Source organism: Streptomyces sp. NPDC006552 (assembly GCF_040611655.1).
Lineage (GTDB): Bacteria > Actinomycetota > Actinomycetes > Streptomycetales > Streptomycetaceae > Streptomyces.
Genome location: NZ_JBEXOS010000079.1, coordinates 1 through 25,257 on the forward strand (window position 1 = coordinate 1; position 25,257 = coordinate 25,257).

The 25,257-nt window shown below is 73.8% G+C and carries 28 protein-coding genes and 2 pseudogenes; 23 read left to right on the forward strand and 7 right to left on the reverse strand.

The window, feature by feature from the left end:
• The 3 genes from ABZY33_RS31515 to truA form a co-directional block, all read left to right on the forward strand.
• A partial coding sequence (locus ABZY33_RS31515) for a DNA-directed RNA polymerase subunit alpha (RefSeq protein ID WP_356495130.1) occupies positions 1–655 on the forward strand: 655 nt, incomplete at its 5' end.
• 119 nt (positions 656–774) lie between these two features.
• Positions 775–1,272 carry a 50S ribosomal protein L17 gene (rplQ, locus tag ABZY33_RS31520; RefSeq protein WP_356495131.1) on the forward strand — a complete coding sequence of 166 codons (498 nt, stop codon included), beginning with the start codon at positions 775–777 and terminating at the stop codon, positions 1,270–1,272.
• A gap of 97 nt (positions 1,273–1,369) precedes the next feature.
• Positions 1,370–2,215 carry a tRNA pseudouridine(38-40) synthase TruA gene (truA, locus tag ABZY33_RS31525; protein WP_356495132.1) on the forward strand — a complete coding sequence of 282 codons (846 nt, stop codon included), beginning with the start codon at positions 1,370–1,372 and terminating at the stop codon, positions 2,213–2,215.
• A gap of 12 nt (positions 2,216–2,227) precedes the next feature.
• Here truA and ABZY33_RS31530 read toward each other — a convergent pair whose 3' ends face one another.
• The gene (locus ABZY33_RS31530; RefSeq protein ID WP_356495133.1) at positions 2,228–3,085 is read right to left on the reverse strand and encodes a hypothetical protein; all 858 of its coding nucleotides are present in this window, start codon (positions 3,083–3,085) and stop codon (positions 2,228–2,230) included.
• Between the two features lie 258 nt (positions 3,086–3,343).
• On the opposite strand from ABZY33_RS31530, the gene rplM reads away from it, so the two are divergent.
• The 3 genes from rplM to glmM all read left to right on the forward strand — a co-directional run bounded on the left by rplM (position 3,344) and on the right by glmM (position 5,811).
• Positions 3,344–3,787 (forward strand): 50S ribosomal protein L13, encoded by a 444-nt coding sequence (gene rplM / locus ABZY33_RS31535; RefSeq protein ID WP_324767608.1) that lies wholly within the window; start codon positions 3,344–3,346, stop codon positions 3,785–3,787.
• Positions 3,788–3,831: 44 nt separating this feature from the next.
• A complete protein-coding gene (gene rpsI, locus ABZY33_RS31540; RefSeq protein WP_356495134.1) occupies positions 3,832–4,353 on the forward strand; it encodes a 30S ribosomal protein S9 in 522 nt (173 codons plus the stop codon).
• Between the two features lie 99 nt (positions 4,354–4,452).
• Positions 4,453–5,811, forward strand: a complete 1,359-nt coding sequence (glmM, locus tag ABZY33_RS31545) for a phosphoglucosamine mutase (RefSeq protein ID WP_356495135.1) — start codon at positions 4,453–4,455, stop codon at positions 5,809–5,811.
• 64 nt (positions 5,812–5,875) lie between these two features.
• On the opposite strand, the gene coaA is transcribed toward glmM, so the two are convergent.
• Positions 5,876–6,886: a type I pantothenate kinase gene (coaA, locus tag ABZY33_RS31550; RefSeq protein ID WP_356495136.1), complete on the reverse strand. Its 1,011-nt coding sequence runs from the start codon at positions 6,884–6,886 to the stop codon at positions 5,876–5,878.
• 180 nt (positions 6,887–7,066) lie between these two features.
• Between coaA and ABZY33_RS31555 the strand changes: the two genes are divergently transcribed.
• Genes ABZY33_RS31555 through ABZY33_RS31565 form a run of 3 tightly spaced genes read left to right on the forward strand, consistent with a single transcriptional unit; the run spans position 7,067 to position 9,592 of the window.
• Complete coding sequence (locus tag ABZY33_RS31555; protein WP_356495137.1) at positions 7,067–7,318, forward strand: hypothetical protein; 252 nt, start codon at positions 7,067–7,069, stop codon at positions 7,316–7,318.
• 10 nt (positions 7,319–7,328) lie between these two features.
• Positions 7,329–9,176 carry a glutamine--fructose-6-phosphate transaminase (isomerizing) gene (glmS, locus tag ABZY33_RS31560; RefSeq protein ID WP_356495138.1) on the forward strand — a complete coding sequence of 616 codons (1,848 nt, stop codon included), beginning with the start codon at positions 7,329–7,331 and terminating at the stop codon, positions 9,174–9,176.
• 44 nt (positions 9,177–9,220) lie between these two features.
• On the forward strand, positions 9,221–9,592 hold the full coding sequence (locus ABZY33_RS31565; RefSeq protein WP_356495139.1) for a holo-ACP synthase: 372 nt from the start codon (positions 9,221–9,223) through the stop codon (positions 9,590–9,592).
• A gap of 460 nt (positions 9,593–10,052) precedes the next feature.
• On the opposite strand, the gene ABZY33_RS31570 is transcribed toward ABZY33_RS31565, so the two are convergent.
• The 3 genes from ABZY33_RS31570 to ABZY33_RS31580 are packed head-to-tail and all read right to left on the reverse strand — an operon-like array spanning position 10,053 to position 12,941.
• The gene (locus ABZY33_RS31570; protein WP_356495140.1) at positions 10,053–11,501 is read right to left on the reverse strand and encodes an NAD(P)H-hydrate dehydratase; all 1,449 of its coding nucleotides are present in this window, start codon (positions 11,499–11,501) and stop codon (positions 10,053–10,055) included.
• Between the two features lies 1 nt (position 11,502).
• The gene (locus ABZY33_RS31575; RefSeq protein WP_356495141.1) at positions 11,503–12,336 is read right to left on the reverse strand and encodes an alpha/beta fold hydrolase; all 834 of its coding nucleotides are present in this window, start codon (positions 12,334–12,336) and stop codon (positions 11,503–11,505) included.
• A complete protein-coding gene (locus ABZY33_RS31580; RefSeq protein ID WP_356495159.1) occupies positions 12,333–12,941 on the reverse strand; it encodes a TetR-like C-terminal domain-containing protein in 609 nt (202 codons plus the stop codon). The genes ABZY33_RS31575 and ABZY33_RS31580 overlap by 4 nt, the downstream gene beginning before the upstream one ends.
• A 144-nt stretch (positions 12,942–13,085) precedes the next feature.
• Here ABZY33_RS31580 and alr point away from each other — a divergent pair, with 144 nt between their 5' ends.
• The 4 genes from alr (at position 13,086) to ABZY33_RS31600 (ending at position 16,459) form a co-directional block, all read left to right on the forward strand.
• Positions 13,086–14,252, forward strand: coding sequence for an alanine racemase (alr, locus tag ABZY33_RS31585; RefSeq protein WP_356495142.1), 1,167 nt, complete (start codon positions 13,086–13,088; stop codon positions 14,250–14,252).
• A gap of 93 nt (positions 14,253–14,345) precedes the next feature.
• Positions 14,346–15,614: an alpha/beta hydrolase gene (locus ABZY33_RS31590; RefSeq protein ID WP_356495143.1), complete on the forward strand. Its 1,269-nt coding sequence runs from the start codon at positions 14,346–14,348 to the stop codon at positions 15,612–15,614.
• The gene (gene tsaE / locus ABZY33_RS31595; RefSeq protein ID WP_356495144.1) at positions 15,577–16,140 is read left to right on the forward strand and encodes a tRNA (adenosine(37)-N6)-threonylcarbamoyltransferase complex ATPase subunit type 1 TsaE; all 564 of its coding nucleotides are present in this window, start codon (positions 15,577–15,579) and stop codon (positions 16,138–16,140) included. The genes ABZY33_RS31590 and tsaE overlap by 38 nt, the downstream gene beginning before the upstream one ends.
• Before the next feature lie 112 nt (positions 16,141–16,252).
• On the forward strand, positions 16,253–16,459 hold the full coding sequence (locus ABZY33_RS31600) for a hypothetical protein (RefSeq protein WP_356495145.1): 207 nt from the start codon (positions 16,253–16,255) through the stop codon (positions 16,457–16,459).
• A gap of 12 nt (positions 16,460–16,471) precedes the next feature.
• On the opposite strand, the gene ABZY33_RS31605 is transcribed toward ABZY33_RS31600, so the two are convergent.
• A complete protein-coding gene (locus tag ABZY33_RS31605) occupies positions 16,472–17,026 on the reverse strand; it encodes a hypothetical protein (protein ID WP_356495146.1) in 555 nt (184 codons plus the stop codon).
• A 132-nt stretch (positions 17,027–17,158) separates the two neighbouring features.
• Here ABZY33_RS31605 and tsaB point away from each other — a divergent pair, with 132 nt between their 5' ends.
• From tsaB to ABZY33_RS31640, 7 genes and pseudogenes are all read left to right on the forward strand, one after another.
• Positions 17,159–17,815 (forward strand): tRNA (adenosine(37)-N6)-threonylcarbamoyltransferase complex dimerization subunit type 1 TsaB, encoded by a 657-nt coding sequence (gene tsaB / locus ABZY33_RS31610; RefSeq protein ID WP_356495147.1) that lies wholly within the window; start codon positions 17,159–17,161, stop codon positions 17,813–17,815.
• A 23-nt stretch (positions 17,816–17,838) separates the two neighbouring features.
• Complete coding sequence (gene rimI / locus ABZY33_RS31615; protein WP_356495160.1) at positions 17,839–18,357, forward strand: ribosomal protein S18-alanine N-acetyltransferase; 519 nt, start codon at positions 17,839–17,841, stop codon at positions 18,355–18,357.
• A complete protein-coding gene (gene tsaD, locus ABZY33_RS31620) occupies positions 18,350–19,453 on the forward strand; it encodes a tRNA (adenosine(37)-N6)-threonylcarbamoyltransferase complex transferase subunit TsaD (RefSeq protein ID WP_356495148.1) in 1,104 nt (367 codons plus the stop codon). The genes rimI and tsaD overlap by 8 nt, the downstream gene beginning before the upstream one ends.
• Positions 19,450–19,707, forward strand: a complete 258-nt coding sequence (locus ABZY33_RS31625; protein ID WP_356495149.1) for a hypothetical protein — start codon at positions 19,450–19,452, stop codon at positions 19,705–19,707. Before tsaD ends, ABZY33_RS31625 begins: the two co-directional genes overlap by 4 nt.
• A 51-nt stretch (positions 19,708–19,758) precedes the next feature.
• Positions 19,759–19,863 (forward strand): annotated as a pseudogene (locus ABZY33_RS31630) (LytR family transcriptional regulator); the annotation flags it as partial.
• A gap of 619 nt (positions 19,864–20,482) precedes the next feature.
• Positions 20,483–20,839 (forward strand): YciI family protein, encoded by a 357-nt coding sequence (locus ABZY33_RS31635; protein WP_356495150.1) that lies wholly within the window; start codon positions 20,483–20,485, stop codon positions 20,837–20,839.
• A gap of 120 nt (positions 20,840–20,959) precedes the next feature.
• Positions 20,960–22,183, forward strand: a complete 1,224-nt coding sequence (locus ABZY33_RS31640) for a DUF6596 domain-containing protein (protein WP_356495161.1) — start codon at positions 20,960–20,962, stop codon at positions 22,181–22,183.
• A 13-nt stretch (positions 22,184–22,196) separates the two neighbouring features.
• Here the strand turns inward: ABZY33_RS31640 and ABZY33_RS31645 are convergent, their stop codons facing one another.
• On the reverse strand, positions 22,197–23,411 hold the full coding sequence (locus ABZY33_RS31645; RefSeq protein WP_356495151.1) for a class I SAM-dependent methyltransferase: 1,215 nt from the start codon (positions 23,409–23,411) through the stop codon (positions 22,197–22,199).
• Positions 23,412–23,709: 298 nt separating this feature from the next.
• Between ABZY33_RS31645 and ABZY33_RS31650 the strand changes: the two are divergent.
• From ABZY33_RS31650 to groES, 3 genes and pseudogenes are all read left to right on the forward strand, one after another.
• Positions 23,710–23,793 (forward strand): annotated as a pseudogene (locus ABZY33_RS31650) (polysaccharide deacetylase); the annotation flags it as partial.
• Between the two features lie 276 nt (positions 23,794–24,069).
• Complete coding sequence (locus ABZY33_RS31655) at positions 24,070–24,732, forward strand: polysaccharide deacetylase family protein (RefSeq protein ID WP_356495162.1); 663 nt, start codon at positions 24,070–24,072, stop codon at positions 24,730–24,732.
• Positions 24,733–24,947: 215 nt separating this feature from the next.
• Complete coding sequence (gene groES / locus ABZY33_RS31660) at positions 24,948–25,256, forward strand: co-chaperone GroES (RefSeq protein ID WP_003998759.1); 309 nt, start codon at positions 24,948–24,950, stop codon at positions 25,254–25,256.
• Position 25,257 lies beyond the last annotated feature (1 nt).

The window sequence follows — 25,257 nt, forward strand, 5'->3', positions numbered from 1 at the left end:
CGTCCTCGCCACGCTCAACGGCAAGGGCAAGCTGGAGATGGAGCTGACCGTCGAGCGCGGTCGCGGCTACGTCTCCGCCGTGCAGAACAAGCAGGCCGGTCAGGAGATCGGGCGCATCCCGGTCGACTCGATCTACTCGCCGGTCCTGAAGGTGACGTACAAGGTCGAGGCCACGCGTGTCGAGCAGCGCACCGACTTCGACAAGCTGATCGTCGACGTGGAGACCAAGCAGGCCATGCGGCCGCGCGACGCCATGGCGTCCGCGGGCAAGACGCTGGTCGAGCTGTTCGGTCTCGCGCGCGAACTGAACGTCGACGCCGAGGGCATCGACATGGGTCCGTCCCCGACGGACGCCGCGCTCGCCGCCGATCTCGCGCTCCCCATCGAGGAGCTCGAACTGACGGTGCGCTCGTACAACTGCCTCAAGCGCGAGGGCATCCACTCCGTGGGTGAACTGGTGGCGCGCTCCGAGGCGGACCTGCTCGACATACGTAACTTCGGTGCGAAGTCGATCGACGAGGTCAAGGCGAAGCTGCACGGTATGGGCCTCGCCCTGAAGGACTCGCCTCCCGGGTTCGACCCGACCGCCGCCGCGGACGCCTTCGGCGCCGAGGACGACGCGGACGCCGGGTTCGTGGAGACCGAGCAGTACTAGATTGATTGTGGCTGCGGACCGGCTTCGGCCGGGCGCGCAGTTCCCCGCGCCCCTGGTGGGGCGCGGGCCACTGACCCCGGTACCTGATACGGCCGGGGCAGACACCAAGGAGAAACATCATGCCGAAGCCCTCCAAGGGTGCCCGTCTGGGCGGCAGCGCCGCGCACGAGAAGCTGCTCCTCGCGAACCTCGCGAAGTCGCTCTTCGAGCACGGCAAGATCACGACGACGGAGGCCAAGGCCCGCCGTCTGCGTCCGTACGCGGAGCGTCTGGTCACCAAGGCGAAGAAGGGCGACCTTCACAACCGCCGTCAGGTGCTCCAGGTGATCACGGACAAGAGCGTCGTCCACACGCTCTTCACCGAGATCGGCCCCCGCTACGAGAACCGTCCGGGTGGTTACACCCGTATCACCAAGATCGGTAACCGCCGTGGCGACAACGCGCCCATGGCCGTCATCGAGCTGGTCGAGGCCCTGACGGTCGCGCAGCAGGCCACCGGTGAGGCCGAGGCCGCCACCAAGCGCTCCGCCAAGGACGCCGAGGCCGCCGCTCCGGCCGCCGAGGTCGTCGAGGACGCCAAGCCGGCCGAGGCCGCCGAGGAGTCCAAGGACGCCTAGTCGTCGCGCAGTGCCCCGCGCCCCTTGTGGGGCGCTGCTGAGCGGGCCCGTTCCTTCACGGAGCGGGCCCGCTTCGTGTTGCTGAGAGGATCTACGGGTGAGTGACGAAGTAGCCGACGGGTTCGTGCGGGTGCGGCTCGATCTGTCGTACGACGGTGCCGACTTCTCGGGGTGGGCCAGGCAGGCCGGCGGGCGGCGGACCGTCCAGGGGGAGATCGAGGACGCGCTGCGCACGGTGACGCGGTCCGGCGAGCAGACGTACGAGCTGACGGTGGCCGGGCGGACCGACGCCGGGGTGCACGCGCGCGGGCAGGTGGCGCACGTGGATCTGCCGCGCGAGGTGTGGGACGAGCACCGGGAGAAGCTGCTGAAGCGGCTGGCCGGGCGGCTGCCGAAGGACGTGCGGATCTGGCGGGTGGCCGAGGCGCCGGCCGCCTTCAACGCCCGGTTCGCCGCGCTCTGGCGGCGCTACGTCTACCGGGTCGGCGACCGGCCCGGCGGGGTGGATCCGCTGCTGCGGGGCCATGTGCTGTGGCACGACTGGGAGTTGGACGTCGAGGCGATGGACACTGCCGCCAGGTCCCTGGTGGGGGAGCACGACTTCGCCGCCTACGCGAAGAAGCGCGAGGGTGCCACGACGATCCGGGAGATCCTCGGCTTCGGGGTCGAGCGGCGCACCGACGGCGTCATCGAGATCGAGGTCCGCGCGGACGCCTTCTGCTACAACCAGGTGCGGTCCATGGTGGGTGCGCTGCTGTTCGTCGGGGACGGGCACCGGGGCGTCGAGTGGCCCCGGAAGGTGCTCGACGCGGGGGTGCGGGACAGCGCGGTGCACGTGGTGCGGCCGCACGGGCTGACGCTGGAGGAAGTGGCGTACCCCGCCGACGAGCTGCTGATGGAGCGGACACTGCGGGCCCGGCGGGTCAGGGTCCGGGGACAGTGACGGCCCTGCGGGTCAGTACACCTGGCCCGCCGTGGCCGCCGCTGAGGCCTGGGCCTCGCCGCGCCGCTTGATCTGCTGGAACGCGTACTCCTGAAGGCCGTCGCCGAGGGCGTACATGGCGGTGTCCTTCGGGGTGGCGTCCGTGCCGTTGGTGCGGCCGCCGTTGGTGAAGTAGGCGTAGCGGCCGACGGAGTTCGCCGTCTGGCGGCAGACCGTGGTGCGGCAGAACGTGGGCACCCCGGCGCCGGGCAGCGAGAGCACCGCTCCGTCGAAGTCGTACTGGTCCTTGGCCCTGACCGCCGCGGCCTTCGTGTCGAAGACCGCGACGCCGATGGTCACGGCCGCGCCGTCCTTGGCGTAGGTCGCGCGGATGACCTGGGTGCAGCCGTTCTTCTTCAGGACGCCGGCCAGGCCCTTCGTGCCCACGGACGCGCACTCCGTCGTGCGGGCGGTCGCGCCCTTCTTGTACGTGGTGCCGCCGAGCGTGAGCGTCGCGCCGGGGAAGAGGGTGTCCGCGCTCAGCGGTGCCTTGTCCTTGGCCGCACTGTCGATGAAGTCGTTCGGGTCGAGCGGGGGCGCCACGGTGGTCTCCGCGAAGGAGGGGCCCGGCGTCTTTCCCGCGCTGGGGATGGACGCCGTGCCCGGCAGCCGGTCGGCCGGCTTGTCCGCGGCTTCGCTGTCGCCGTTCGCGGAGACGATGCCCCAGGCGACCGCCGAGCCGACCGCGACCGTGGCGAGCACGGCGCCGCCGATCATCGTCCAGCGCTTCTTGCGCGCGCGTGCCTCCGCGGCCTCGGCCAGTGCCGCCCAGTCCGGAGCGCCTCCGCTGTCACCCGACCCCCACGGGGGTCCCCCCTGCCCGTAACTCATGGGGCGCATCTTAGACGCCCCCCGCGGGCCCGTGACCGGCAGGCGTTTTGACCCGCCCGGGGCGGCGCGGGTAGTCTGCCTAGTTGTTATGTGTATGGCTCGCTCATTCTCGTATGAGGGGTCCGTGCACAGGTTCCCTGGAGCAGTTACCAGTGGGCGGCATACGGGCGCTGAACCCGGCAGTGTCGTCCCCAGCTGCACGATCGCTTCAGTGATGCCACGTTTCAGCACCCATCCACTGAAGAAGAAGGCTGCTAAGTGCGTACGTACAGCCCTAAGCCCGGCGATGTGACTCGCCAGTGGCACGTCATCGACGCGCAGGACATCGTCCTGGGCCGTCTGGCCACCACTGCCGCGAACCTCCTCCGTGGCAAGCACAAGCCGACCTATGCCCCGCACATGGACATGGGCGACTTCGTCATCATCATCAACGCCGACAAGGTTCACCTGTCCGGCAACAAGAAGACCCAGAAGATGGCGTACCGCCACTCCGGCTACCCGGGCGGTCTGCGCTCCGTGCGCTACGACGACCTCCTGGCGAACAACCCGGAGAAGGCCGTCGAGAAGGCCATCAAGGGCATGATCCCCAAGAACACCCTGGGCCGTCAGATGCTCTCCAAGCTGAAGGTCTACTCGGGCGACCAGCACCCGCACGCTGCCCAGCAGCCGGTGCCGTTCGAGATCACCCAGGTCGCGCAGTAGTTCCGGCCACACCCCCAAAGACAGAACAGAATCTGAGGAGAATCGTGGCCGAGACCACTGCCGAGACGCCGGTCGAAGAGACCGAGATCGTCGACGTCGAGAGCTACACCACCGAGTCGGACGCGCCCGTCGAGGGCGAGTACACCTCGGAGTCCAACCCGGCCCGCTTCGGTGACCCGCAGCCGGCCGCCGGCCTGGGCCGCCGCAAGAACGCCATCGCGCGCGTTCGCATCGTGCCCGGCTCGGGCAAGTGGAAGGTCAACGGGCGCACGCTCGAGGACTACTTCCCGAACAAGGTCCACCAGCAGGAAGTCAACGAGCCCTTCAAGGTGCTCGAGCTCGACGGCCGCTACGACGTCATCGCCCGCATCTCGGGTGGCGGGGTCTCGGGTCAGGCCGGCGCCCTGCGCCTCGGTGTGGCCCGCGCGCTGAACGAGGCGGACGTGGACAACAACCGCCCGGCGCTCAAGAAGGCCGGTTACCTCAAGCGTGACGACCGCGCGGTCGAGCGCAAGAAGGCCGGTCTCAAGAAGGCCCGCAAGGCCCCGCAGTACAGCAAGCGCTAAATCGCTGCCTGCTTGTCTTTTCCTGTTCGCCCCGGCGGCACGTTCCGTGCCGCCGGGGCGTTCGGTTTATGGATGACGTGAAGTTTCGGAGGACAACAAGTGGGACGACTCTTCGGCACCGACGGCGTGCGCGGCGTGGCCAACGCGGATCTGACGGCCGAGCTGGCGCTCGGCCTCTCCGTCGCCGCGGCGCATGTACTCGGTGAGGCGGGCACCTTCGCGGGGCACCGCCCGGTCGCGGTCGTCGGCCGCGACCCGCGCGCTTCCGGCGAGTTCCTGGAGGCCGCGGTCGTCGCGGGTCTCGCGAGCGCCGGTGTCGATGTGCTGCGCGTCGGCGTGCTGCCCACCCCGGCGGTGGCGTACCTCACCGGTGCGCTGGGAGCCGACCTCGGCGTGATGCTCTCCGCCAGCCACAACGCCATGCCGGACAACGGCATCAAGATCCTCGCCCGGGGCGGCCACAAGCTGGACGACGCCCTGGAGGACCGCATCGAGGAGGTCTACGAGCAGCACCGCACCGGCGCTCCGTGGGACCGCCCGACCGGTTCCGGCGTCGGCCGCGTGAAGTCCTACGACGAGGGCTTCGACCAGTACGTCGCCCACCTGCTCGGGGTCCTGCCGAACCGGCTCGACGGGCTGAAGGTCGTCCTCGACGAGGCGCACGGCGCCGCGTCCCGCGTCTCGCCCGAGGCGTTCGCCGCCGCTGGCGCCGAGGTCGTCACGATCGGTGCCGAGCCGGACGGGCTCAACATCAACGACGGCTGCGGCTCGACCCACCTCGACCTGCTGAAGGCCGCCGTCGTCGAGCACGGGGCCGACTTCGGTATCGCGCACGACGGTGACGCCGACCGGTGTCTCGCCGTGGACCACACCGGCTCCGAGGTGGACGGCGACCAGATCATGGCCGTCATCGCCCTCGCGATGCGCGAGCGCGGCGCCCTGCGCGCGGACGCCGTGGTCGCCACCGTCATGTCGAACCTCGGCTTCAAGCTGGCCATGGAGCGCGAGGGCATCACCTGCGTGCAGACCGCGGTCGGCGACCGGTACGTCCTGGAGGCCATGAAGAGCCACGGGTACGCGCTGGGCGGCGAGCAGTCCGGCCATGTCATCGTGCTCGACCACGCGACGACCGGCGACGGGACGCTGACCGGGCTGCTGCTCGCGGCGCGGGTCGCGCAGACGGGCCGCAGCCTGAAGGAGCTGGCCTCCGTCATGGAGCGGCTCCCGCAGGTCCTGATCAACGTGCCGGACGTGGACAAGGACCGGGTGACCACCTCCGCCGAGCTGACCTCGGCCGTCGAGGACGCCGAGCGGGAGCTCGGCGCCACCGGCCGGGTGCTGCTGCGCCCCTCCGGCACCGAGCCGCTGGTGCGCGTGATGGTCGAGGCCGCCGACATCGAGCAGGCGCGGGCCGTGGCGCAGCGCCTGGCCGACGTCGTGAAGTCGGCGCTGGGCTAGGACGCTCGTACGTGCGCGGCCCCGTCCGGAGGGATCCGGGCGGGGCCGCGCACGTAGCCGGCGCTCAGAGCTTGCGCAGGCGCAGCCGCTGCACCTTGTGGTCGGCTCCCTTGCGGATGACGAGGCCGGCGCGGGCGCGCGTGGGGGCGACGTTCTCCAGCAGGTTGACCTGGTTGATGGTGCTCCAGATCGTGCGCGCGTACTCCAGTGCCTCCTCCTCCGAGACCTGCGTGTACTTGCGGAAGTACGACGACGGGTCCTGGAAGGCGGTGGCGCGCAGCGTGCGGAAGCGGTTGAGGTACCAGCGCTCGATGTCCTCGGCGCGCGCGTCCACGTACACGCTGAAGTCGAAGTAGTCGGCGAGGCCGACCCGGGTGCGGCCGTCCTTGCCGGGCAGGGCGGGCTGGAGCACGTTGATGCCCTCGACGATGAGGATGTCGGGGCGGCGCACGGTCAGCTTCTGGTCCGGCACGATGTCGTAGATCAGGTGCGAGTAGACGGGGGCCGTCACCTCGTCCTTGCCGGCCTTGATGTCGGCGACGAAGCGGGTGAGCGCGCGGCGGTCGTAGGACTCGGGGAACCCCTTGCGCGCCATCAGGCCGCGGGCCTGGAGCTCCTTGGTGGGCAGCAGGAAACCGTCGGTGGTGACCCGCTCCACGCGCGGGTGCTCGGGCCAGCGGGAGAGCAGCGCCTGGAGCAGGCGGGCCACCGTGGACTTGCCGACCGCCACCGATCCGGCGACCCCTATGACGAACGGGGTGCCGGACTGGGCGGCCTTCTCGCCGGTGTCGCCGAGGAAGGTGTTGACGGCACTGCGCAGGCCGTCGGTGGCGCCCACGTACAGGTTGAGCAGGCGGGAGAGCGGCAGGTAGATGTCGCGGACCTCGTCGAGGTCGATCACGTCACCGAGACCGCGCAGCCGCTCCACCTCGTCGGCGGTCAGCGGCAGGGGCGTCTTGTCACGCAGGGCACTCCACTCGGATCGGGTGAGGTCGACGTAGGGAGTCGCCTCCGGCTTGTGCCGGTGGGCGCTCCGGGAGGTCGAGTGCAGGGGCTCGGAGACCGGTGAGATCACAGTCCATTGTTACGGCTGTGTGGACAGCGCGGGGGGTGGGGTGCGTCACCCGGACGAGGGGGCGCACGTTTTCGCGTGACCCTCACCATCGGCGCACAGGTATGGACCCCGGGTGAAGGACGGCGGTACGTTCCGCAGACCTGTGGGGCGCAGCCGCGCCCTGGGGCGGGAGGGAACCTCATGTCCGTACTCCGCCTACCCGGCTTCGTGCGACGGCGGACCGGCGCAGCGCGCGAGGGCGACGACTGGGCCGGGCACGTCCGAAGCGAGCTGGCGCTCGACCTGCCGGACGAGGACATCGGCGAGGACCTCGACGACTGCCTCGACTTCTACGAGATGGGCAGCAAACCGCGGTGCGAGGAGGCCGAGTACCTCGCTCTCGTGCGGGACGCGCGGGACCGGCTCCTGTGGGGGCGCGGGTCCAAACCCTAGGCTGCCGCACATGTGCGGAATTGTGGGATATGTAGGTTCTCAGTCGGCCCTCGACGTCGTCCTGGCCGGGCTGCGGCGCCTGGAGTACCGGGGCTACGACTCGGCGGGGGTGGCCGTGGTCGCCGACGGGTCGCTGGCCGCCGTGAAGAAGGCCGGCAAGCTCGCCAATCTGGAGAAGGCGCTGGTGGACCAGGTGCTGCCGAGCGCCTCCACCGGCATCGGACACACCCGCTGGGCCACCCACGGCGGGCCCACGGACAGCAACGCGCATCCACATCTGGACGCGGCCGGGCGGATCGCCGTGGTCCACAACGGCATCATCGAGAACTTCGCCGCCCTGCGCGCCGAACTGACCGAGCGCGGCTGCGACCTGGCCTCGGAGACGGACACCGAGGTGGTGGCGCACCTGCTCGCCGAGGAGTTCGCGGACCAGGGGGACCTGGCGGCGGCGATGCGGGCGGTGTGCGGGCGGCTCGAAGGCGCGTTCACACTGGTCGTGGCGCATGCGGACGTCCCCGACGTGGTGGTGGGCGCGCGCCGGAACTCGCCGCTGGTGGTGGGGGTCGGCGAGGGCGAGGCGTTCCTCGCCTCGGACGTGGCGGCTTTCATCGAGCACACCCGCTCGGCGATCGAGCTGGGCCAGGACCAGGTCGTCGAGGTGCGCCCGGACGCGGTGACGGTGACCGACTTCGAGGGGCGGCCCGCGCAGGTGCGCCGTTACCACGTCGACTGGGACGCCTCGGCCGCCGAGAAGGGCGGCTACGACTACTTCATGCTCAAGGAGATCGCGGAGCAGCCGAAGGCGGTCGCGGACACGCTGCTCGGCAGGATCGGCGCGCAGGGCCAGCTCACGCTGGACGAGCTGCGTATCCCGGACCAGGTCCTGAAGATGGTCGACAAGGTCGTCATCGTGGCGTGCGGGACGGCCTTCCACGCCGGTCTGATCGCCAAGTACGCCATCGAGCACTGGACGCGGATCCCGTGCGAGGTGGAGCTGGCCAGCGAGTTCCGCTACCGGGACCCGATCCTGGACGCGCGCTCGCTCGTCGTCGCGATCTCGCAGTCCGGCGAGACGATGGACACCCTGATGGCGTTGCGGCACGCCCGGGAGCAGGGCGCGACATGTCTCGCGATCTGCAACACGAACGGTTCCACGATCCCGCGCGAGTCGGACGCGGTGCTGTACACGCACGCGGGCCCCGAGATCGCGGTCGCCTCGACGAAGGCGTTCCTGACGCAGCTCGTCGCCTGCTACCTCGTGGCGTTGTACCTGGGCCAGGTCCGCGGCACCAAGTGGGCCGACGAGATCCTCGCGGTCGTACGGGACCTCGCGCGGATCGGCGAGGAGGTCGAACGGGTCCTGGAGACGATGGAGCCGGTACGGGAGCTGGCCCGCTCCCTGGCCGGCCAGGACACGGTGCTCTTCCTGGGCCGGCACGTCGGCTACCCGGTGGCCCTGGAGGGTGCCCTGAAGCTCAAGGAGCTGGCGTACATGCACGCCGAGGGGTTCGCGGCCGGGGAGCTGAAGCACGGGCCGATCGCGCTGATCGAGGAGGGCGTGCCGGTGGTCGTCGTCGTCCCCTCGCCCCGGGGCCGGTCCGTCCTGCACGACAAGATGGTCTCCAACATCCAGGAGATCCGGGCGCGCGGTGCGCTGACCATCGTGATCGCGGAGGAGGGTGACGAGGCGGTCGTCCCCTACGCCGACCACCTGGTCCGCGTCCCGGCCACCCCGACGCTGCTCCAGCCGCTGGTGGCGACGGTGCCGCTCCAGGTCTTCGCCTGCGAACTGGCGACGGCCCGCGGCAACGAGGTGGACCAGCCGCGGAACCTGGCGAAGTCGGTGACGGTGGAGTGAGCCGGCCGGGCGCCGGGGCCGGGGCCGGGCCGTAGGGTGCTCGCATGAGCATCATCGGGGTCGGGATCGACGTGGCCGAGATCGAGCGGTTCGCCGCGTCGCTGGAGCGGACGCCCGGGATGGCCGGGCGGCTGTTCCTGCCGGACGAGCTGCTGCTGCCCGGTGGGGAGCGGCGCGGGGTCGCCTCTCTGGCCGCCCGGTTCGCCGCCAAGGAGGCGCTCGCCAAGGCGCTGGGGGCGCCGGGGGGGCTGCGGTGGCTTGACGCGGAGGTGTATGTGGAGGTGAGTGGGCGGCCTCGGTTGCGGGTGTCCGGGACGGTTGCTGCGCGGGCCGCCGAGTTGGGGGTGGCGGCGTTTCATGTGTCGCTCAGCCATGATGCGGGGGTCGCTTCCGCGGTGGTGGTGGCCGAGGGTTAGGCCGCGGCCCCCGTCGAGCGCGGCCGGGTCCGGCTCCTCGCGCAGTTCCCCGCGCCCCTGAGGGAGTTCTTCGGCTGGTGGCCGGTGGGGCTTTTCGCGCCGTTCCCCGCGCCCCTGAAAGGCAGTTCTTCGGCTTGCGCGCCGTCGTGGCTGGTCGCGCCGTTCCTCGCGCCCCTGAGGGGGTTCTTCGGGCTGGCGGCCGGTGAGGCTTTTCGCGCCGTTCCCCGCGCCCCTTGAGGGCAGTTCTTCGGCTTGCGCGCCGTCGTGGCTGGTCGCGCCGTTCCTCGCGCCCCTGAGGGGCTTGCGGCTTCGCCGCTGCCGCAGGGGCCGATGAGATGGCGCACGTAGTGCGCATCTCAGGGGCGCGGGGAACTGCGCGAGAAGCCCCACGGCGGGCAAGCCGGAGAACTGCCCAGGGGCGCGGGGAACTGCGCGGCCAGCCCCCACCGGTAGGCCGGCGCTAAGACCCCGCCACTTCCTGCCATACCCGGCGCACCGCCGCCGCCACGTCCTGCGCCGAGACCGGTGCCCCCCGCGCCGCCTCCCGGGCCGCCAGGCCATGGAGGTACGCCCCGGTCGACGCCGCGTCGACCGCGCCCAGCCCCGCCGCCAGCAAAGAACCCGTCAGGCCCGACAGGACATCGCCGCTGCCCGCCGTGGCCAGCCAGGGCGTACCCGTCGGGTTCACCCGGACCGCGGGGTGCCCGGGCGCGGCGATGAGGGTCGTGGAGCCCTTGAGGAGGACCGTCGCCCCGTACCGCTCCGCCAGCTCCCGTACCGACGCCAGCCGTCGCGACTCGACCCGCGCGCGGTCGCAGCCGAGCAGCGCCGCCGCCTCCCCGGCGTGCGGGGTCAGGACGGTGGGCGCCGCCCGGCCCCGTACCGTCCGCGCGTCCGCCAGCCGCAGGCCGTCCGCGTCGATCAGGACCGGGACGTCGGAGGCGAGCACGTCCGCCATGCCCGTCCGGTCCTCGCCCAGGCCGGGGCCGATCACCCACGCCTGGACCCGGCCCGCCTCGGCGGGCGGGCCCGCGGAGACCAGGACCTCGGGGAAGCGGGCGAGCACCGCGTCCGCCGCCGGACCCACGTAACGGACCGCTCCCGCCCCGCCGTGCAGCGCCCCGGCCGTGGCCAGGACCGCCGCCCCCGGGTACCGCTCCGAGCCCGCCACCACACCGACCACGCCGCGCCGGTACTTGTCGCTCTCGCCGGTGGGCCGGGGCAGCAGCGCCGCCACGTCGTCGTGCTGGAGCGCCTCCAGCGCGCCCGCGCCGCCGGACGCGGGCGGCTTCAGGCCGATGTCCACCAGGCGCAGCGCCCCCGCGTACGCGTGCGCCGGGTCCACCAGCAGCCCCGGCTTGTACGTGCCGAACGTGACCGTCGCGTGCGCCCGTACCGCGTCGCCGTGCACCTCGCCCGTGTCCGCGTCGACCCCGCTGGGCAGGTCCACGGCGAGGATGCGCGCCCCCGACTCCCGGGCCAGCGCCGCCAGTTCGGCCGCGCGCGGGCGCAGGCCGCCCTTGCCGCCGATGCCCACGATGCCGTCGAGGACGAGGTGGGCCCGGGCCACGGCCGCCGCGGCCGCGCCGGAGTCCGCGTCGAGGACCGTGCCACCCGCCGCCCGCAGCGCCGCGAGGCCCCCCGCATGGGTCCGCTCCGGCGCCAGGAGCAGCGCCGTGACGCCCGCGCCGCGCCGGGCCAGCCGGGCGCCCGCGTACAGGGCGTCGCCGCCGTTGTCACCGGAGCCGGTCAGCAGGGCGACCCGCGTCCCGTAGACCCGGCCGAGCAGGTCGGCGCAGGCGGCGGCGAGCCCCGCCGCCGCCCGCTGCATCAGTGCTCCGTCGGGCAGCCGCGCCATCAGTGCGCGTTCGGCGGCCCGGATGGTCTCGACGTCATAGGCAGTGCGCATGTCACCGAGTCTCCCCCAAGAGGTGCGCGCGCAGCAGATCGGCCGTCCGCGCGGGGTGCGTGGACCAGCCGTTGTGCGCGCCGGGGAACGCGGCCAGCGGCAGTCCGAGCCGCTCGGCGATGAGGGCCGCCGGACGGTACGGGAGATGGCCCCGGGTGCCCGTGCCCGCCGCGAGAGTCAGCCGGTCCGCGGCCTTCGCGAGGGCGTCGAGGTCGGGGACGTACGCGGCGAAGCTGCGGTGCTCGTGGCGGAGCGCGAGGGGTGCGTTGACCGCCAGGCGTGCGTGCATCTCCCGGGTGCGCCGCGGGAGTGGGTCCGCGGCCGGCACGGGCAGCAGGACCGGGCCGACGCCGCGCAGGAACCGTTCGCCGGCCGCCTGCAACCCGTCGGCCAGGAACGTGTCGTGGACCTCCTGGAAGAAGGCCAGCTGCTCGGCCGCGTCCGGCAGCACGCTCCACGACGGCGGCTCGTGCGCGAGCGCGCCGCGCAGCCGCCCGGGGTGGCGGGCCAGCAGGTCGAGCGTGACGATCGCGCCGCTGGACGCGCCGGCCACGTAGGCCGGGACGTCGGGCGCGACCGTGTCCAGCAGCCGCAGCGCGTCGTCCGCGTGCACGGTGACGTGCTGCTCGGCGGGCGGTCCTGCCAGTGTGCTGCGGGAGTACCCGCGCGGGTCGTGCGTCACCACCGTGAACGTGTCCGCGAGCGCGTCGGCCACCGGATCGAGGGCCGCCGCGTCGCCGCCCGCGCCCGGCAGCAGCAGGAGGGGCGGGCCCGCGCCCCGGGTCTCGTAGTGGAGCGTCGCCCCGGGAACGCGCAGCCGGGCTGCCGTGATCATGTGGCGCTCCCCGCGTCGTGGGTCCGGCCGGGCGGCTGCCCCGGCCAGTTGACCAGGGCGATGTGCAGTGCCTGTACGGCCTGCTCCCAGCTCGCCCCCGCCTCCCGCCGGTGGCGGAAACCGCCCGCGAGTTCGATGCTGACGAAGCCGTGGAACGTGCTGCGCAGCAGCCGGCCCGCGTCGGTCAGCTCCGGTTCGGCGAGGCCGTACCCCTGGAGCAGCGCGTACGTGCAGGTGAGGTTGGAGCGCAGGCGCGGGTGGGTGGCGTAGACGGACGGGTCGAGTTCCTGCTGCTGGGTCGCCGCGTACCGGCCCGGGTGGGCCAGCGCGAAGGCGCGGTAGGCGTCGGCGAAGGCGACGAGCGCGTCGCGGCCCGCCCGGCCCGCCAGCGCCTGCGCGATCCGGTCGGCGAGGTCGAGACCGGCCAGGATCGCCACCTGCTCGCGCAGCGCGGAGACGTTCCTGACGTGCGCGTACAGGCTCGCGTCCTTCACGCCGAAGCCGCGGGCGAGCGCCGCGACGGTGACGTGCTCGAACCCGACCGCGTCCGCGAGATCGGCGGCGGCGGCGACCACGCGCTCCGTGGTCAGACCGGCTCTGGCCATCATCGGTGCCTCAGCTCCCCTGCGTGCTGGTCTTTACCTAGGGGCCCTAGGTTTCTGCTTACGGTACCTAGGTTCGGTGGGGCCGGGCAACGGAGTTGCCGGCTCTGCGGGCCGGGCGGACCCCTCTGAGAGACTGGGCGCACGATGAACGAGAACGTGACAGCCCCGCTCCGCGCCCGCGCCGAGATCGACCTCGCCGCCCTGCGGGCCAATGTGCGGTCCCTGCGCGCCCATGCGCCGGGGGCCGCGTTCATGGCCGTCGTGAAGGCGGACGCGTACGGGCACGGCATGATCCCGGTGGCCCGCGCGGCCAAGGAGGCGGGCGCCGAGTGGATCGGCACCGCCACCGCCGAGGAGGCTCTCCAGCTGCGCGCCGCCGGCCTGCCCGGACGCATCCTGTGCTGGCTGTGGGTGCCCGGCGGGCCCTGGCGCGAAGGCGTCGAGGCCGACCTGGACATGTCGGTGAGCGGCCTGTGGGCGCTGCGGGAGGTCACCGCCGCGGCGCGCGGGGCGGGCCGCACGGCCCGTGTCCAGCTGAAGGCGGACACCGGCCTCGGGCGCGGCGGCTGCCTGCCTGCCGACTGGCCCGAGCTGGTCCGCGAAGCCCTGGCGGCGCAGGCCGCGGGCCTGGTCACCGTCACCGGCCTGTGGTCGCACTTCGCCTGCGCGGACGAGCCGGGTCACCCCTCCATCACGGCGCAGCTGGACCGCTTCCGCGAGATGGTCGCCTACGCCGAGGGGCAGGGCGTCACTCCGGAGGTCCGCCACATCGCGAACTCGCCGGGCACGCTCACCCTCCCCGAGACCCACTTCGACCTGGTCCGCCCCGGCATCGCCATGTACGGCATCTCGCCCAGCCCCGAGCTGGGCACCCCCGCCGACCTCGGGCTGCGCCCCGTCATGTCCCTCAAGGCGAGCCTCGCCCTGGTGAAGCACGCGCCGGGCGGACTCGGCGTCAGTTACGGGCACCAGTACGTCACTCCGGGCGCCACGACCCTCGCCCTGGTGCCGCTCGGCTACGCGGACGGCGTCCCGCGGCACGCCTCCGGCACGGGCCCCGTCCTGATCGGCGGCAAGCGGCGCACGGTCGCGGGACGGATCGCGATGGACCAGTTCGTCGTCGACCTCGGCGGGGACGAGCCGGCCGCGGGCGACGAGGCGGTGCTCTTCGGCCCCGGCGACGCGGGCGAGCCGACCGCCGAGGACTGGGCGGCCGCGGCGGGGACGATCGCGTACGAGATCGTGACGCGCATCGGATCCCGGGTACCACGCGTCTACAAGGACGAAGAGGCGTCTGCCGGGGAGGCGTAGGCCCTCCGGGCGCCGCGGGGCAGACGGGAAGGGCCGGGCAGGGCCCGGGGGGCGGCGAACGGATCGTGGTCCCAGGACCAGGAGGAGCGGCACGTGAGCGAGAGCAGCGCACAGGCCACCACGGCGTTGGTCGCCGAGGCGGCCGGTGAGGCCGCCGCGGGGAGCTGGCGGCGGGCCGGTCTCGCCGGCGCCGCGATAGGCGTGGTGGCGGCGGGCGCCGCCGCCGGGGTCGCCGTCGAGCGGCTGACCGTGGGGCGGGGGATGCGCCGCAGGGCCCGCCTGGCCCTCGACGCCGCCGGGCCCTACGGCGCGCTGCGCGGCGTCCCGGGCCGGGCCCGCGCCACCGACGGCACCGAGCTGTACTACGAGGTCGACGACGTCGCCGGGGCGGACGAGGGGGAGCGGGACGGCGACGGCGGCCCGCGCAGGCGCCGCCGCTCCCGCCGGGCCCCGGCCCCCGTCACCGTCGTCTTCAGCCACGGCTACTGCCTCAACCAGGACTCCTGGCACTTCCAGCGCGCGGCCCTGCGCGGCGTCGTGCGCTGCGTGTACTGGGACCAGCGCAGCCACGGCCGCTCCGAGCGCGGCGTGGAGCAGAACCCGCGCGGCGGGGACGGCACGCCCGTCTCCATCGACCGGCTCGGCGAGGACCTCAGGGCGGTCCTGGACGCGGCCGCCCCCGAGGGCCCGATCGTGCTGGTCGGCCACTCCATGGGCGGCATGACCGTGATGGCCCTGGCCGACCGGTACCCCGGGCTGATCCGCGACCGTGTCGTGGGCGTGGCCCTGATCGGCACGTCCTCGGGCCGGCTCGGCGAGGTGAACTACGGGCTGCCGGTGGCCGGGGTGAACGCGGTGCGGCGGGTGCTGCCCGGCGTGCTGAAAGCGCTGGGACAGCGGGCCGACCTCGTCGAGCGGGGCCGGCGGGCGACGGCGGACCTCTTCGCCGGGATCATCAAGCGGTACTCGTTCGCGACCCGGGACGTCGACCCGGCGATCTCCCGGTTCGCCGAGCGGATGATCGAGGGCACGCCGATCGACGTGGTCGCCGAGTTCTATCCGGCGTTCCAGGAGCACGACAAGACGGCCGCCCTGGCCCCCTTCGGGCGGTTGCCCGTCCTGGTCCTCGCCGGCAAGCAGGACCTGGTGACGCCGAGCGGGCACAGCGAGGCGATCGCGGCGCTGCTGCCGGACGCCGAGCTGGTGCTCGTGCCGGACGCCGGGCACCTGGTCATGCTGGAGCACCCGGAGGTGGTCACGGACCGCCTCGCGGAGCTGCTGGTCCGCGCCGGCGCGCTGCCGGCAGCCGCTACCGTGGGGAGCCATGGAGACACCGGCAGCACCGCACAGCCCGGCGGCTGACCCCGCCACCCCCGCGACCGCGGCGGCCCCCGCCGCCCCGGTCACGTCCGTCACCGTCACGGTCGGCTCCCCCGACCGGATGCGCGCGCTCGGCCTCGCCCTCGCCGAGCGGCTGCGCCCCGGCGACCTCGTGATGCTCACCGGGGAGCTGGGCGCGGGCAAGACGACGCTGACCCGCGGGATCGGCGAGGGGCTCGGCGTGCGCGGCGCCGTGACCTCGCCGACCTTCGTCATCGCCCGCGTACACCCGCCCCTCGGCCAGGGACCCGCCCTGGTGCACGTCGACGCGTACCGGCTCGGCGGCGGCCTCGACGAGATGGAGGACCTCGACCTCGACGTGGACCTGCCGGAGTCGGTCGTCGTCGTGGAGTGGGGCGACGGCAAGGTCGAGGAGCTCTCCGACGACCGCCTGCACGTGCTCATCGACCGGGCGACCGGCGACACCGACGACGAGGTCCGCGTGGTGACCCTGCACGGCATCGGGGAGCGCTGGCGCCGGGCGGACCTGCCCGCCCTGGCCGGCTGAGCCGTATCCCGACAACGCGTCGGCAAAATGTTGCGCGGCGCGTGTGCGGCGTGTTCACATGGGGACCGGACTTAGTTAGGTCTACCTAACCACGCCTGCTCGGGAGGCGCCCATGTCGGCTTCGGAACGTGTGGTGCGGCGCGCGGAGCCGTCCTCGGGGCAGGACGGCGTGCCCGGGCCCTCGATGGGGGAGCTGCTCGCGTCCTGCGCGGCGGCCCGCGCCGTGTCGACCCCGCCACGCGTGGCGCAGGCCGGGGCCGGGGCCGGGCCGCGCGACCTGCGCCCCCGCGAGGACGGGACCGGCCCGGCCGGAGCCTGAGGGACCCGGAGGTCAGGGGACGACGACGACCTTGCGGCCGTGCGTCGCGAACTCCCACATCGCGGCGCCGTCCGCCCGCGCCTCCCGGATGCCGCCGGTCCGCTTCTGCGGGTCGGGCGAGGGCGTCGAGCCGTCGACGGCGGCGCTGAACCCGATCGTCACCCCGCCCGCGTTCGTGAACCGCACCACGTGCTCGACCAGCACCCCGTCGGTGCCGGGGACGGAGCCGGTGCGCGAGCTGACCGCGTACTGGCCGGGCGCCGGATCGACCGTCCCGGGCATCACCTCGTACGTGCGCCGCGCCTTGCCGTCCGCGCCGACCAGCCAGACCCGGTCGGCGCCCAGGGCGTAGACCACGCGCTCGCCGCCGCCGGACCGCGCGGGCAGCGCCGCCGCGTCCTTCTTGGCGGCGGGGGCGTGGGACGACGACGCGGAGGGGGAGGCGCCGGGCTTGGCGGCGCCGAGGCCGGCCGGTGCGTTCGCCGAGGCCTGGTAGGCGAGGAAGCCGACGGCCGCGAGCGCGCCCGCGGTCAGCGCGGTCACGAATCCGGTGCTGCTCCGTGCCACCAGGTGCCTGCCTCTCAAGTACGTATGTACGACGCCAGTGACGGCTCCACGTGACGGTAGCAGCAGCCGCCCGGCCTCCCGGCTTGTCGCAGCGGGGACGTGTCCGCCCGCCCGGAGCCGTAGGCTGTTCGCGTGCTGTTGCTCGCCATGGATACCGCCACCCCCGCCGTCACCGTCGCCCTGCACGACGGCACCGCCGCCGTCGCCGCGTCGGGCCAGGTCGACGCCCGCCGCCACGGGGAGCTGCTGCTGCCCGCTGTCGACCGGGTGCTCGCCGAGGCCGGAGCGGGGCTCGACGCCGTCACCGGGATCGTCGTCGGCGTGGGCCCGGGGCCCTACACCGGACTGCGCGTCGGCCTGATGACCGCCGACACCTTCGGGCTCGCGCTCGGCGTCCCCGTGCACGGCGTGTGCACGCTGGACGCCCTCGCCTACGCCGCCGAGGACGTGGAAGGCCCCTTCGTGGTGGCGACCGACGCCCGCCGCAAGGAGGTCTACTGGGCGCGCTACGCGGACCGGCGCACCCGGCTCACCGAACCGGCCGTCGACCGGCCCGCCGACCTCGCCGGGGACGTCACCGAACTGCCCGCGGTCGGCGCGGGGGCGCTGCTCTACCCCGGCACGTTCACCGACCCGCGCGGCCCGCAGCACGTCGCGGCCGCCGCGCTCGCCGCACTCGCCGCCGAGCGGCTCGCGGCCGGCGAGGAGCTGCTGGAGCCGCGGCCCCTCTACCTGCGCCGTCCGGACGCCCAGGTGCCCAAGAACTACAAGGTGGTCACCCCCCAGTGACGACGAGCGCCGGACTGCGTGAGATGCGTTGGTGGGACATTGACGCCGTGCTCGCCCTGGAGAGGGACCTCTTCCCGGACGACGCCTGGTCGCGCGGGATGTTCTGGTCCGAGCTGGCCCACGCGCGCGGGCCCGGCTCGACGCGGCGCTACGTCGTGGCGTACGAGGACGACCGGCTCGTCGGCTACGGCGGGCTCGCCGCCTCCGGGACCTCCGCCGACGGCGGCCGCGCGGACGGCGCCGACATCCAGACCATCGCCGTCGCCCGCGACCACTGGGGCACCGGGCTCGGCGCCCGGCTGCTCACCGAACTGCTCCGGCACGCCACGGCCTTCGAAGTCGCCGAGGTCATGCTGGAGGTGCGCGTCGACAACACCCGGGCGCAGAAGCTGTACGAACGCTTCGGCTTCGAACCGATCGGCTTCCGCCGCGGCTACTACCAGCCGGGCAACGTGGACGCACTCGTGATGCGCCTGACCACCGCCCAGGAGCCCGTCCCCGGCACCCCCGTCACAGGAACTGAAGAGAAGAACCATGGCTGACGAACCCCTCGTCCTCGGCATCGAGACCTCCTGCGACGAGACCGGCGTCGGCATCGTCCGCGGCACCACCCTGCTCGCCGACGCCGTCGCCTCCAGCGTCGACGAACACGCCCGCTTCGGCGGCGTCGTCCCCGAGGTCGCCTCCCGCGCCCACCTGGAGGCGATGGTCCCGACGATCCGGCGCGCCCTCAAGGACGCCGGCGTCACCGCGCGGGACCTCGACGGGATCGCCGTCACCGCGGGCCCGGGGCTCGCGGGCGCCCTGCTCGTCGGCGTGAGCGCCGCGAAGGCCTACGCGTACGCGCTCGGCAAGCCGCTCTACGGCGTCAACCACCTGGCCTCGCACATCTGCGTGGACCAGCTGGAGCACGGCGCGCTGCCCGAGCCGACGATGGCGCTGCTCGTCTCCGGCGGCCACTCCTCGCTGCTGCTCTCCAGCGACATCACCTCCGACGTGCGCCCGCTCGGCGCGACCATCGACGACGCGGCGGGCGAGGCGTTCGACAAGATCGCCCGCGTGCTGAACCTGGGTTTCCCCGGCGGCCCCGTCATCGACCGGTACGCGAAGGAGGGCGACCCGGCCGCGATCGCCTTCCCGCGCGGTCTGACCGGGCCGCGCGACGCGCCGTACGACTTCTCCTTCTCCGGGCTCAAGACCTCGGTGGCCCGCTGGATCGAGGCGAAGCGGGCGGCGGGCGAGGACGTCCCGGTGCGTGATGTGTCGGCCTCCTTCCAGGAGGCGGTCGTCGACGTGCTGACCCGCAAGGCCGTGCGCGCCTGCAAGGACGAGGGCGTCGACCACCTCATGATCGGCGGCGGCGTGGCCGCCAACTCCCGGCTGCGGGCGCTGGCGCAGGAGCGGTGCGAGCGGGCCGGGATCCGGCTGCGCGTGCCGCGCCCCAAGCTGTGCACGGACAACGGCGCGATGGTCGCCGCGCTCGGCGCCGAGATGGTCGCGCGCAACCGGCGGCCCTCGTCGCTCGACCTGTCCGCGGACTCCTCGCTGCCGGTCACGGAACCGCACGTGCCGGGCCACGACCATGGTCATGACCACGACCACGTGCACGAGGTGAGCAAGGAGAACCTGTACTCGTGAGCGTCGCGCTGATGTGGGAGGCCCGGGCCCTCGACGGCCGCGGCGAGGAGCTGCTCGCCTGGGTGCGGGCGCAGGTCCTGGCGCGGGAGCCGGTGCGCCGCGAGACGCTCCGCGCCCCGCAGGACCGGGTTCTCGTGATCACCTGGTGGGACGCGGCGTACGACGCCGAGCTGCCCGAACTTCCGGAGCCGCCCACCGGGTTGGTGACGCGCACCGTGCACCGGTGGCGCTTCGAGGCGCTTGCTGAGAACTGACTGAGATTTCCGGGAATCGACCGGCACGTGGTGTACCGCTGTACTAATGGGAACGCCGTGCGGACCGTCCTGATGCCGGTGGTCCCGGCGCCGTCCGACGGGAACCGGGTGGTGGCGGACGAGCCCGCGGCGGCGAAGCTGTGGCAGTCGCTGCGCCGAACAGGCCGCGCGCCGGACTTCGTGTACGTCAGCAGGCAGCGCCGGCACAGCGGCCGGCGCCCGTCGCTGCCGGGCAGCAGCCGGGCCGATCCCGCGCGCGCCTGCGCCAGGGGTCGTCCCGGGCTGCCGCACCGGGGCCCGGAGCGGCGGCGTGCGCGTCCCGCGGCGCGGGCCACCGCGTTGGCCGGGGCCGCCGCCAGGTCCCTGGGGGTGGCCCCGGCGCAGCGGCCGAGGAGGAGCAGGCGGCCGCCCGGCACGAGGGCGGAGCGGAAGCGGGTCAGCGTCGCGAACGGCTGCCGTCCGTGCCCCCCCACGACGTCATCACCTGCCTGGCCGCCCTGCACCACATGCGGGTCCCTCGCGGCGTCCGCGCGGCGGGTGGCGCGGGCCACCGCCCGCCGCCTCTGCGGCGGCGCGCGAAGCGGCCCGTGCCGCAGCCGACGTCGAGCGCGGTGCGGGCGCCCGGGGGCACCTGCCTGACCTGCGGGAACGTGCGGCCGGAACTTTCTGCCAAGAAATGCGTGCCGCTGTGTCGATCCGCGCGCCGCCCGTTCGACGCAGGGGTGAGCGGCCGGGAACGAGGTTCCGGCCCCCGCCGAGAAAGCCGGAGACGATCATGCCCCGCTACCTGACGATGATCCGTATCGACGAGACGAACGCCCCCGCCGAGGGTCCCGGCGAGGAGCTGATGCAGCGCATGGGCGAACTCCTGGAGGAGATGACGAAGGCCGGCGTGCTGCTCGACACCGCGGGTCTCACCCCGTCCGCGCAGGGCAAGCGCGTGCACTACGAGAAGGGCGCCATCAGCGTCACCGACGGCCCCTTCACCGAGTCCAAGGAAGTCGTCGGCGGCTACGCCCTCATCCAGGCGAAGGACGAGGCCGAGGCGCTGGAGTGGACCAAGCGGTTCCTGCGGGTCCACGGCCCGGAGTGGACCGTCACCTCCGAGGTCCGCGAGATCATGGCGGGCTGAGACCCCGGCCGGGGGCCTTGGCCGGGGCCGCGTCCCGGTGTCTGATGGTGGGCTGTGACAGAGCACCGCGCCACGGCCCACCCGGACACCGCCACCCGCGCCATCGAGACCGTCTTCCGCATGGAGGCCCCGCGCATCATCGCCGCCGTCACCCGCATCGTGCGCGACGTCGGCATCGCCGAGGAGCTGGCCCAGGACGCCCTGGTCGCGGCCCTGGAACAGTGGCCGCGGCAGGGCGTCCCGGACAGCCCCGGCGGCTGGCTCACCGCCGTCGCCCGGCGCCGCGCCGTCGACCTGGTGCGCCGCCGCGAGAACTACGCGCGCAAGCTCCAGGAAGTGGGCCGGGCCACGGAGTTCGCTTACGAGGCACCGGCCGTCGCCGACCCGGACGACATCGACGACGACCTCCTGCGGCTGGTCTTCATGAGCTGCCACCCGGTGCTCTCCGCCGAGGCCCGCGTCGCGCTCACCCTGCGGCTGCTCGGCGGCCTCACCACCGCCGAGACCGCCCGCGCGACGCTCACCCCCGAACCGACGGTCGCCCAGCGCATCGTCCGCGCCAAGCGCGCGCTCGCCACCCGCAACGTCGCCTTCGAGGTGCCCACGGGCCCCGACCGAGAAGCCCGGCTCGGCTCCGTCCTCGAGGTCATCTACCTCGTCTTCAACGAGGGGTACGCGGCCACGGCCGGCGACGACTACCTGCGGCCCGGCCTGTGCGAGGACGCCCTGCGCCTCGCCCGGGTGCTCCAGTCGCTGATGCCCAAGGAGCCCGAAGTGCACGGTCTGGCCGCGCTGCTGGAGCTCCAGTCCTCCCGGGCCGCCGCCCGTACCACCGCCGACGGCGCGCCCGTCCTGCTGCGGGCGCAGAACCGCGGGCGGTGGAACACCCTGCTGATCCGCCGCGGGTTCGCCGCGCTCACCCGCGCGGACGCGGTGGCGTCGGGACCGCCCGGCCCCTACGTCCTCCAGGCCGCGATCGCCGCCTGCCATGCGCGGGCCACCACGTACGAGGAGACCAACTGGGCCCAGATCGCCACCCTGTACGGGCTCCTCGCCGCCCGCGCGCCGTCCCCGGTCGTGGAGGTGAACCGGGCGGTGGCCGTCTCGATGGTGGACGGTCCCGCGGCGGCGCTGGAGATCGTCGACGCGGTCGCCGGCGCACCGGCGCTGCGCGACTACCACGTGCTGCCGAGCGTGCGCGGGGATCTGCTGGAGCGGCTCGGGCGGCTCGGCGAGGCGCGGGCCGAGTACGCGCGGGCGGCGTCCCTGACGCGGAACGCGCGCGAGCGGGAGCTGCTGCTGGGCCGGGCGGAGTCCGGGCCGACGGGGGAGCGGGAGCGGTGACCGCGACGGCGGCTCAGGCGCCCTCGGTACGCGGGAGCGGCTGTCCGAGCAGCATCGTGGGGGCTCCGGCGACCCGGGTCAGAAAGACCGTCAGCGCCCGCTTCCCGTAAGGCTTCGGCATCACCTTGCGCCGCAACTCCTCCGGCTCGACGGCCGATCCGCGCTTCTTCACGGTCAGCACCCCGACCTCCCGCTCCCGCAGCAGCGCCTTCAGCTTCTTCACGCTGAAGGGGAGGTGCCCGGTGATCTCGTAGGCGGCGGCGTAGGGAGTCGCTCGCGCGGCGTCGGCGGTGACGTACGCGATGGTTTCGTCGATCAGCCCGCCGCCGACCTGCTCGGCCACCTCGGCGACCAGGTGCGCGCGGATGACGGCGCCGTCCGGCTCGTACAAGTACCGTCCCACCGGCCGCACCCCGGGGTCCGCGAGGCCCCGCCCGACCAGCTCCCGCGGGCCCGGCAGCAGGGTGGCGCGGCGGCGGCCCGGCTGGGTGCCGAACCACAGGACGGCCTCCTTCACGTCACCGCCGTCCGAGATCCACTCCGCCTCGGCCTCCGGCGGGATCGCCTCGTGCGGGATGCCGGGCGCGATCTTCAGCGCGGCGCGCGGTGCCGCGAGCGCGGTGGCCACGGCCCAGGACAGCGGCGGGGAGTAGGCCTCGGGGTCGAAGATGCGGCCCCGCTTGGCGGAGCGCCGGGCGGGATCGACGAAGACGGCGTCGTACGCGGCCGTGTCCACCTCCGTCACGTCCGCCTCCCGCACCTCGATCAGGCCGTCGAGGCCGAGCGCGGCGGCGTTGGCCCGCGCGACCGCGCAGGTCCCCGGGTCGCGGTCGACGGCGAGCACCCGGATGCCGGCGCGGGCCAGCGCGATCGCGTCGCCGCCGATGCCGCAGCACAGGTCGGCGACGGACCCGACGCCGAGGGCGCGCAGCGACTGCGCGCGGTGGGCGGCGACGCTGGTCCTGGTCGCCTGTTCGACCCCGTTCGGCGTGAAGTACATCCGGGCCGCGTCCCCGGCCCCGAACTTCGCCACCGCCCGCTGCCGCAGCCGCGCCTGCGCGAGCGCCGCCGAGACAAGGCCGGCCGGGTGATCGCGGCGCAGCCGGGTGGCGAGCGCGATCTCCTGGGCCGGATCGTGGTCGCGGACCGTGTCGAGCAGGGTCTGTCCCTCCGGGGTGAGGAGGGCGTGGACGTCGGCGGGGGTGGAGAGTGGGCTCACCCGGTCCATTGTGGGCCAGTCGGTGGACGGTACGCGCAGGGCGGCGGTGTCAGCCCCCGGTCACGGCTCTGAGCTGCGAAGATCCGGCGCCATGCGCCTAGTGGGACAAGATGAGGAAACGGCCCCGACGGTGACGCGAACCCGCCCCGGCGACCGGCCTGCCGCCCCCCGCGTCCCGTCGGCGGAGCCTTACGCGGCCGCGGGCCGGGCGAGCCCCGAGAACCCGCGTTCTCGGACGGGCCCCCGGGCGGCGGTCCCCCGGAACTTCTGGGCGCGTGCCGCCGGGCTCCGGTACGCGGCCGTCTGCGTGCTGGCCGCGGCGCTGCTCACCGGCTGCGCCCAGTCCGTCGACCCGATCGCCCGCATGGGACGAAAGGCGGCCCAGAAGGTCCGGCACGAGCGGGCGGGACAAGGAGCGCCGGGCGGGACCCGGGGTGACCGGTGGGGGCCGGGGGCGGGGGCGGCGAGTGGAGCGCGGGGTGCCGGGGCGAGAGCTGCGGATGGAGCCCCGGGTGGCTGGTGGGGGCCGGAGGCCGTTGGTGGGGACCGTGGTGACCGGTCGGGTGAGGCGGGGGCGGGTGAGGCCCGGCGGGATCGGCTCCGGGGCGGCGGGGAGGCGGACCGAGCCGCGGCCGCCGACGCACTCGGTGCCGCTGGTGCGGTCGGGGTGCGGGGCGCCCGTCCCGGCGCGCCCGGGACGGGCCCGTGGTCGAGGACGGCCGCCGCCGCCGTCGTCTCCACCGCCCCCGCCCACCGCGTCTTCCCGCCGCGCGCGCGGGGCGCGGTCCCGCGGGTCGTGGACCGGGTGCCGACCCGGGACCGGGTCGTCTTCCTCGTCTTCGACGACGGCGCGGGCACGGACCCCCGCTTCGCCGGCCTGGTCCGTGCGCTGCGCCTGCCCGTCTCGGTCTTCCTCACCGGCGGCGTCCCGGGACCCGGCCGCGACCACTTCGGGGAGTTGCGCGCACTGGGCGCGGGTATCCAGAACCGCACCCTGACGCGGCCCTTCCTGCCCGGCCTCGGCCCCGTGGCCCAGCACGCGGAGATCTGCGGCCAGCGGGACCGCGTCAAGGGCCGCTTCGGCACGGCGCCGCGCCTGCTCAGCCCGCCCTACGGCGCCTACGACGCGGGCACCCTGCGGGCGGCGGGCGCCTGCGGCATCGACGCGATCGTGCTGGGCCGGGCCCACGACGACCGCGGCCCCCTGCGCCCCGGCGACATCATCCACACCCATGCCGCCGCGCCCTCGCTCACCAGGACGACCACCCGTCTCCTGGCGCGGATCCGGGCCCGGCATCTGAAGGTGGCCCGCCTGGAGAGCTACCTGTAAGAAGCCCGCGGACCCGCCGGAAAACCGCGCCGCGCCACAGCCGACTGGCACTCCGCTTGACCGAGTGCTAATCGCAGTCATAGTCTCGCTCCTGGCACTCACCACTGGAGAGTGCCAACAGCGACGGGCAGGTCCGGCACCCGCGACGACGGATCCACCTGGTCGCCACCTCAGACTCTTAACCCCGTGAGATCTCCGAAGGGGGAGACCGGATCGTGACGACCACCAGCTCCAAGGTTGCCATCAAGCCGCTCGAGGACCGCATTGTGGTCCAGCCGCTCGACGCCGAGCAGACCACGGCCTCCGGCCTGGTCATTCCGGACACCGCGAAGGAGAAGCCCCAGGAGGGCGTCGTCCTCGCCGTGGGCCCGGGGCGCTTCGAGAACGGCGAGCGCCTGCCGCTCGACGTGAAGACCGGCGACATCGTGCTGTACAGCAAGTACGGCGGCACCGAGGTCAAGTACAACGGCGAGGAGTACCTCGTCCTCTCGGCCCGCGACGTTCTCGCGATCATCGAGAAGTAAG

Coding starts and splice junctions, on each gene's coding strand:
- ABZY33_RS31565 (WP_356495139.1), top strand. CDS start 9,221: ATGAGCATCATCGGGGTCGGGATCGACGTGGCCGAGATCGAGCGGTTC.
- rplQ (WP_356495131.1), top strand. CDS start 775: ATGCCGAAGCCCTCCAAGGGTGCCCGTCTGGGCGGCAGCGCCGCGCAC.
- ABZY33_RS31640 (WP_356495161.1), top strand. CDS start 20,960: ATGGAGGCCCCGCGCATCATCGCCGCCGTCACCCGCATCGTGCGCGAC.
- glmS (WP_356495138.1), top strand. CDS start 7,329: ATGTGCGGAATTGTGGGATATGTAGGTTCTCAGTCGGCCCTCGACGTC.
- ABZY33_RS31635 (WP_356495150.1), top strand. CDS start 20,483: ATGCCCCGCTACCTGACGATGATCCGTATCGACGAGACGAACGCCCCC.
- tsaD (WP_356495148.1), top strand. CDS start 18,350: ATGGCTGACGAACCCCTCGTCCTCGGCATCGAGACCTCCTGCGACGAG.
- ABZY33_RS31530 (WP_356495133.1), bottom strand. CDS start 3,085: ATGAGTTACGGGCAGGGGGGACCCCCGTGGGGGTCGGGTGACAGCGGA.
- ABZY33_RS31580 (WP_356495159.1), bottom strand. CDS start 12,941: ATGGCCAGAGCCGGTCTGACCACGGAGCGCGTGGTCGCCGCCGCCGCC.
- ABZY33_RS31575 (WP_356495141.1), bottom strand. CDS start 12,336: ATGATCACGGCAGCCCGGCTGCGCGTTCCCGGGGCGACGCTCCACTAC.
- ABZY33_RS31600 (WP_356495145.1), top strand. CDS start 16,253: ATGTCGGCTTCGGAACGTGTGGTGCGGCGCGCGGAGCCGTCCTCGGGG.
- ABZY33_RS31645 (WP_356495151.1), bottom strand. CDS start 23,411: ATGGACCGGGTGAGCCCACTCTCCACCCCCGCCGACGTCCACGCCCTC.
- ABZY33_RS31570 (WP_356495140.1), bottom strand. CDS start 11,501: ATGCGCACTGCCTATGACGTCGAGACCATCCGGGCCGCCGAACGCGCA.
- rimI (WP_356495160.1), top strand. CDS start 17,839: ATGCGTTGGTGGGACATTGACGCCGTGCTCGCCCTGGAGAGGGACCTC.
- alr (WP_356495142.1), top strand. CDS start 13,086: ATGAACGAGAACGTGACAGCCCCGCTCCGCGCCCGCGCCGAGATCGAC.
- tsaE (WP_356495144.1), top strand. CDS start 15,577: ATGGAGACACCGGCAGCACCGCACAGCCCGGCGGCTGACCCCGCCACC.
- ABZY33_RS31555 (WP_356495137.1), top strand. CDS start 7,067: ATGTCCGTACTCCGCCTACCCGGCTTCGTGCGACGGCGGACCGGCGCA.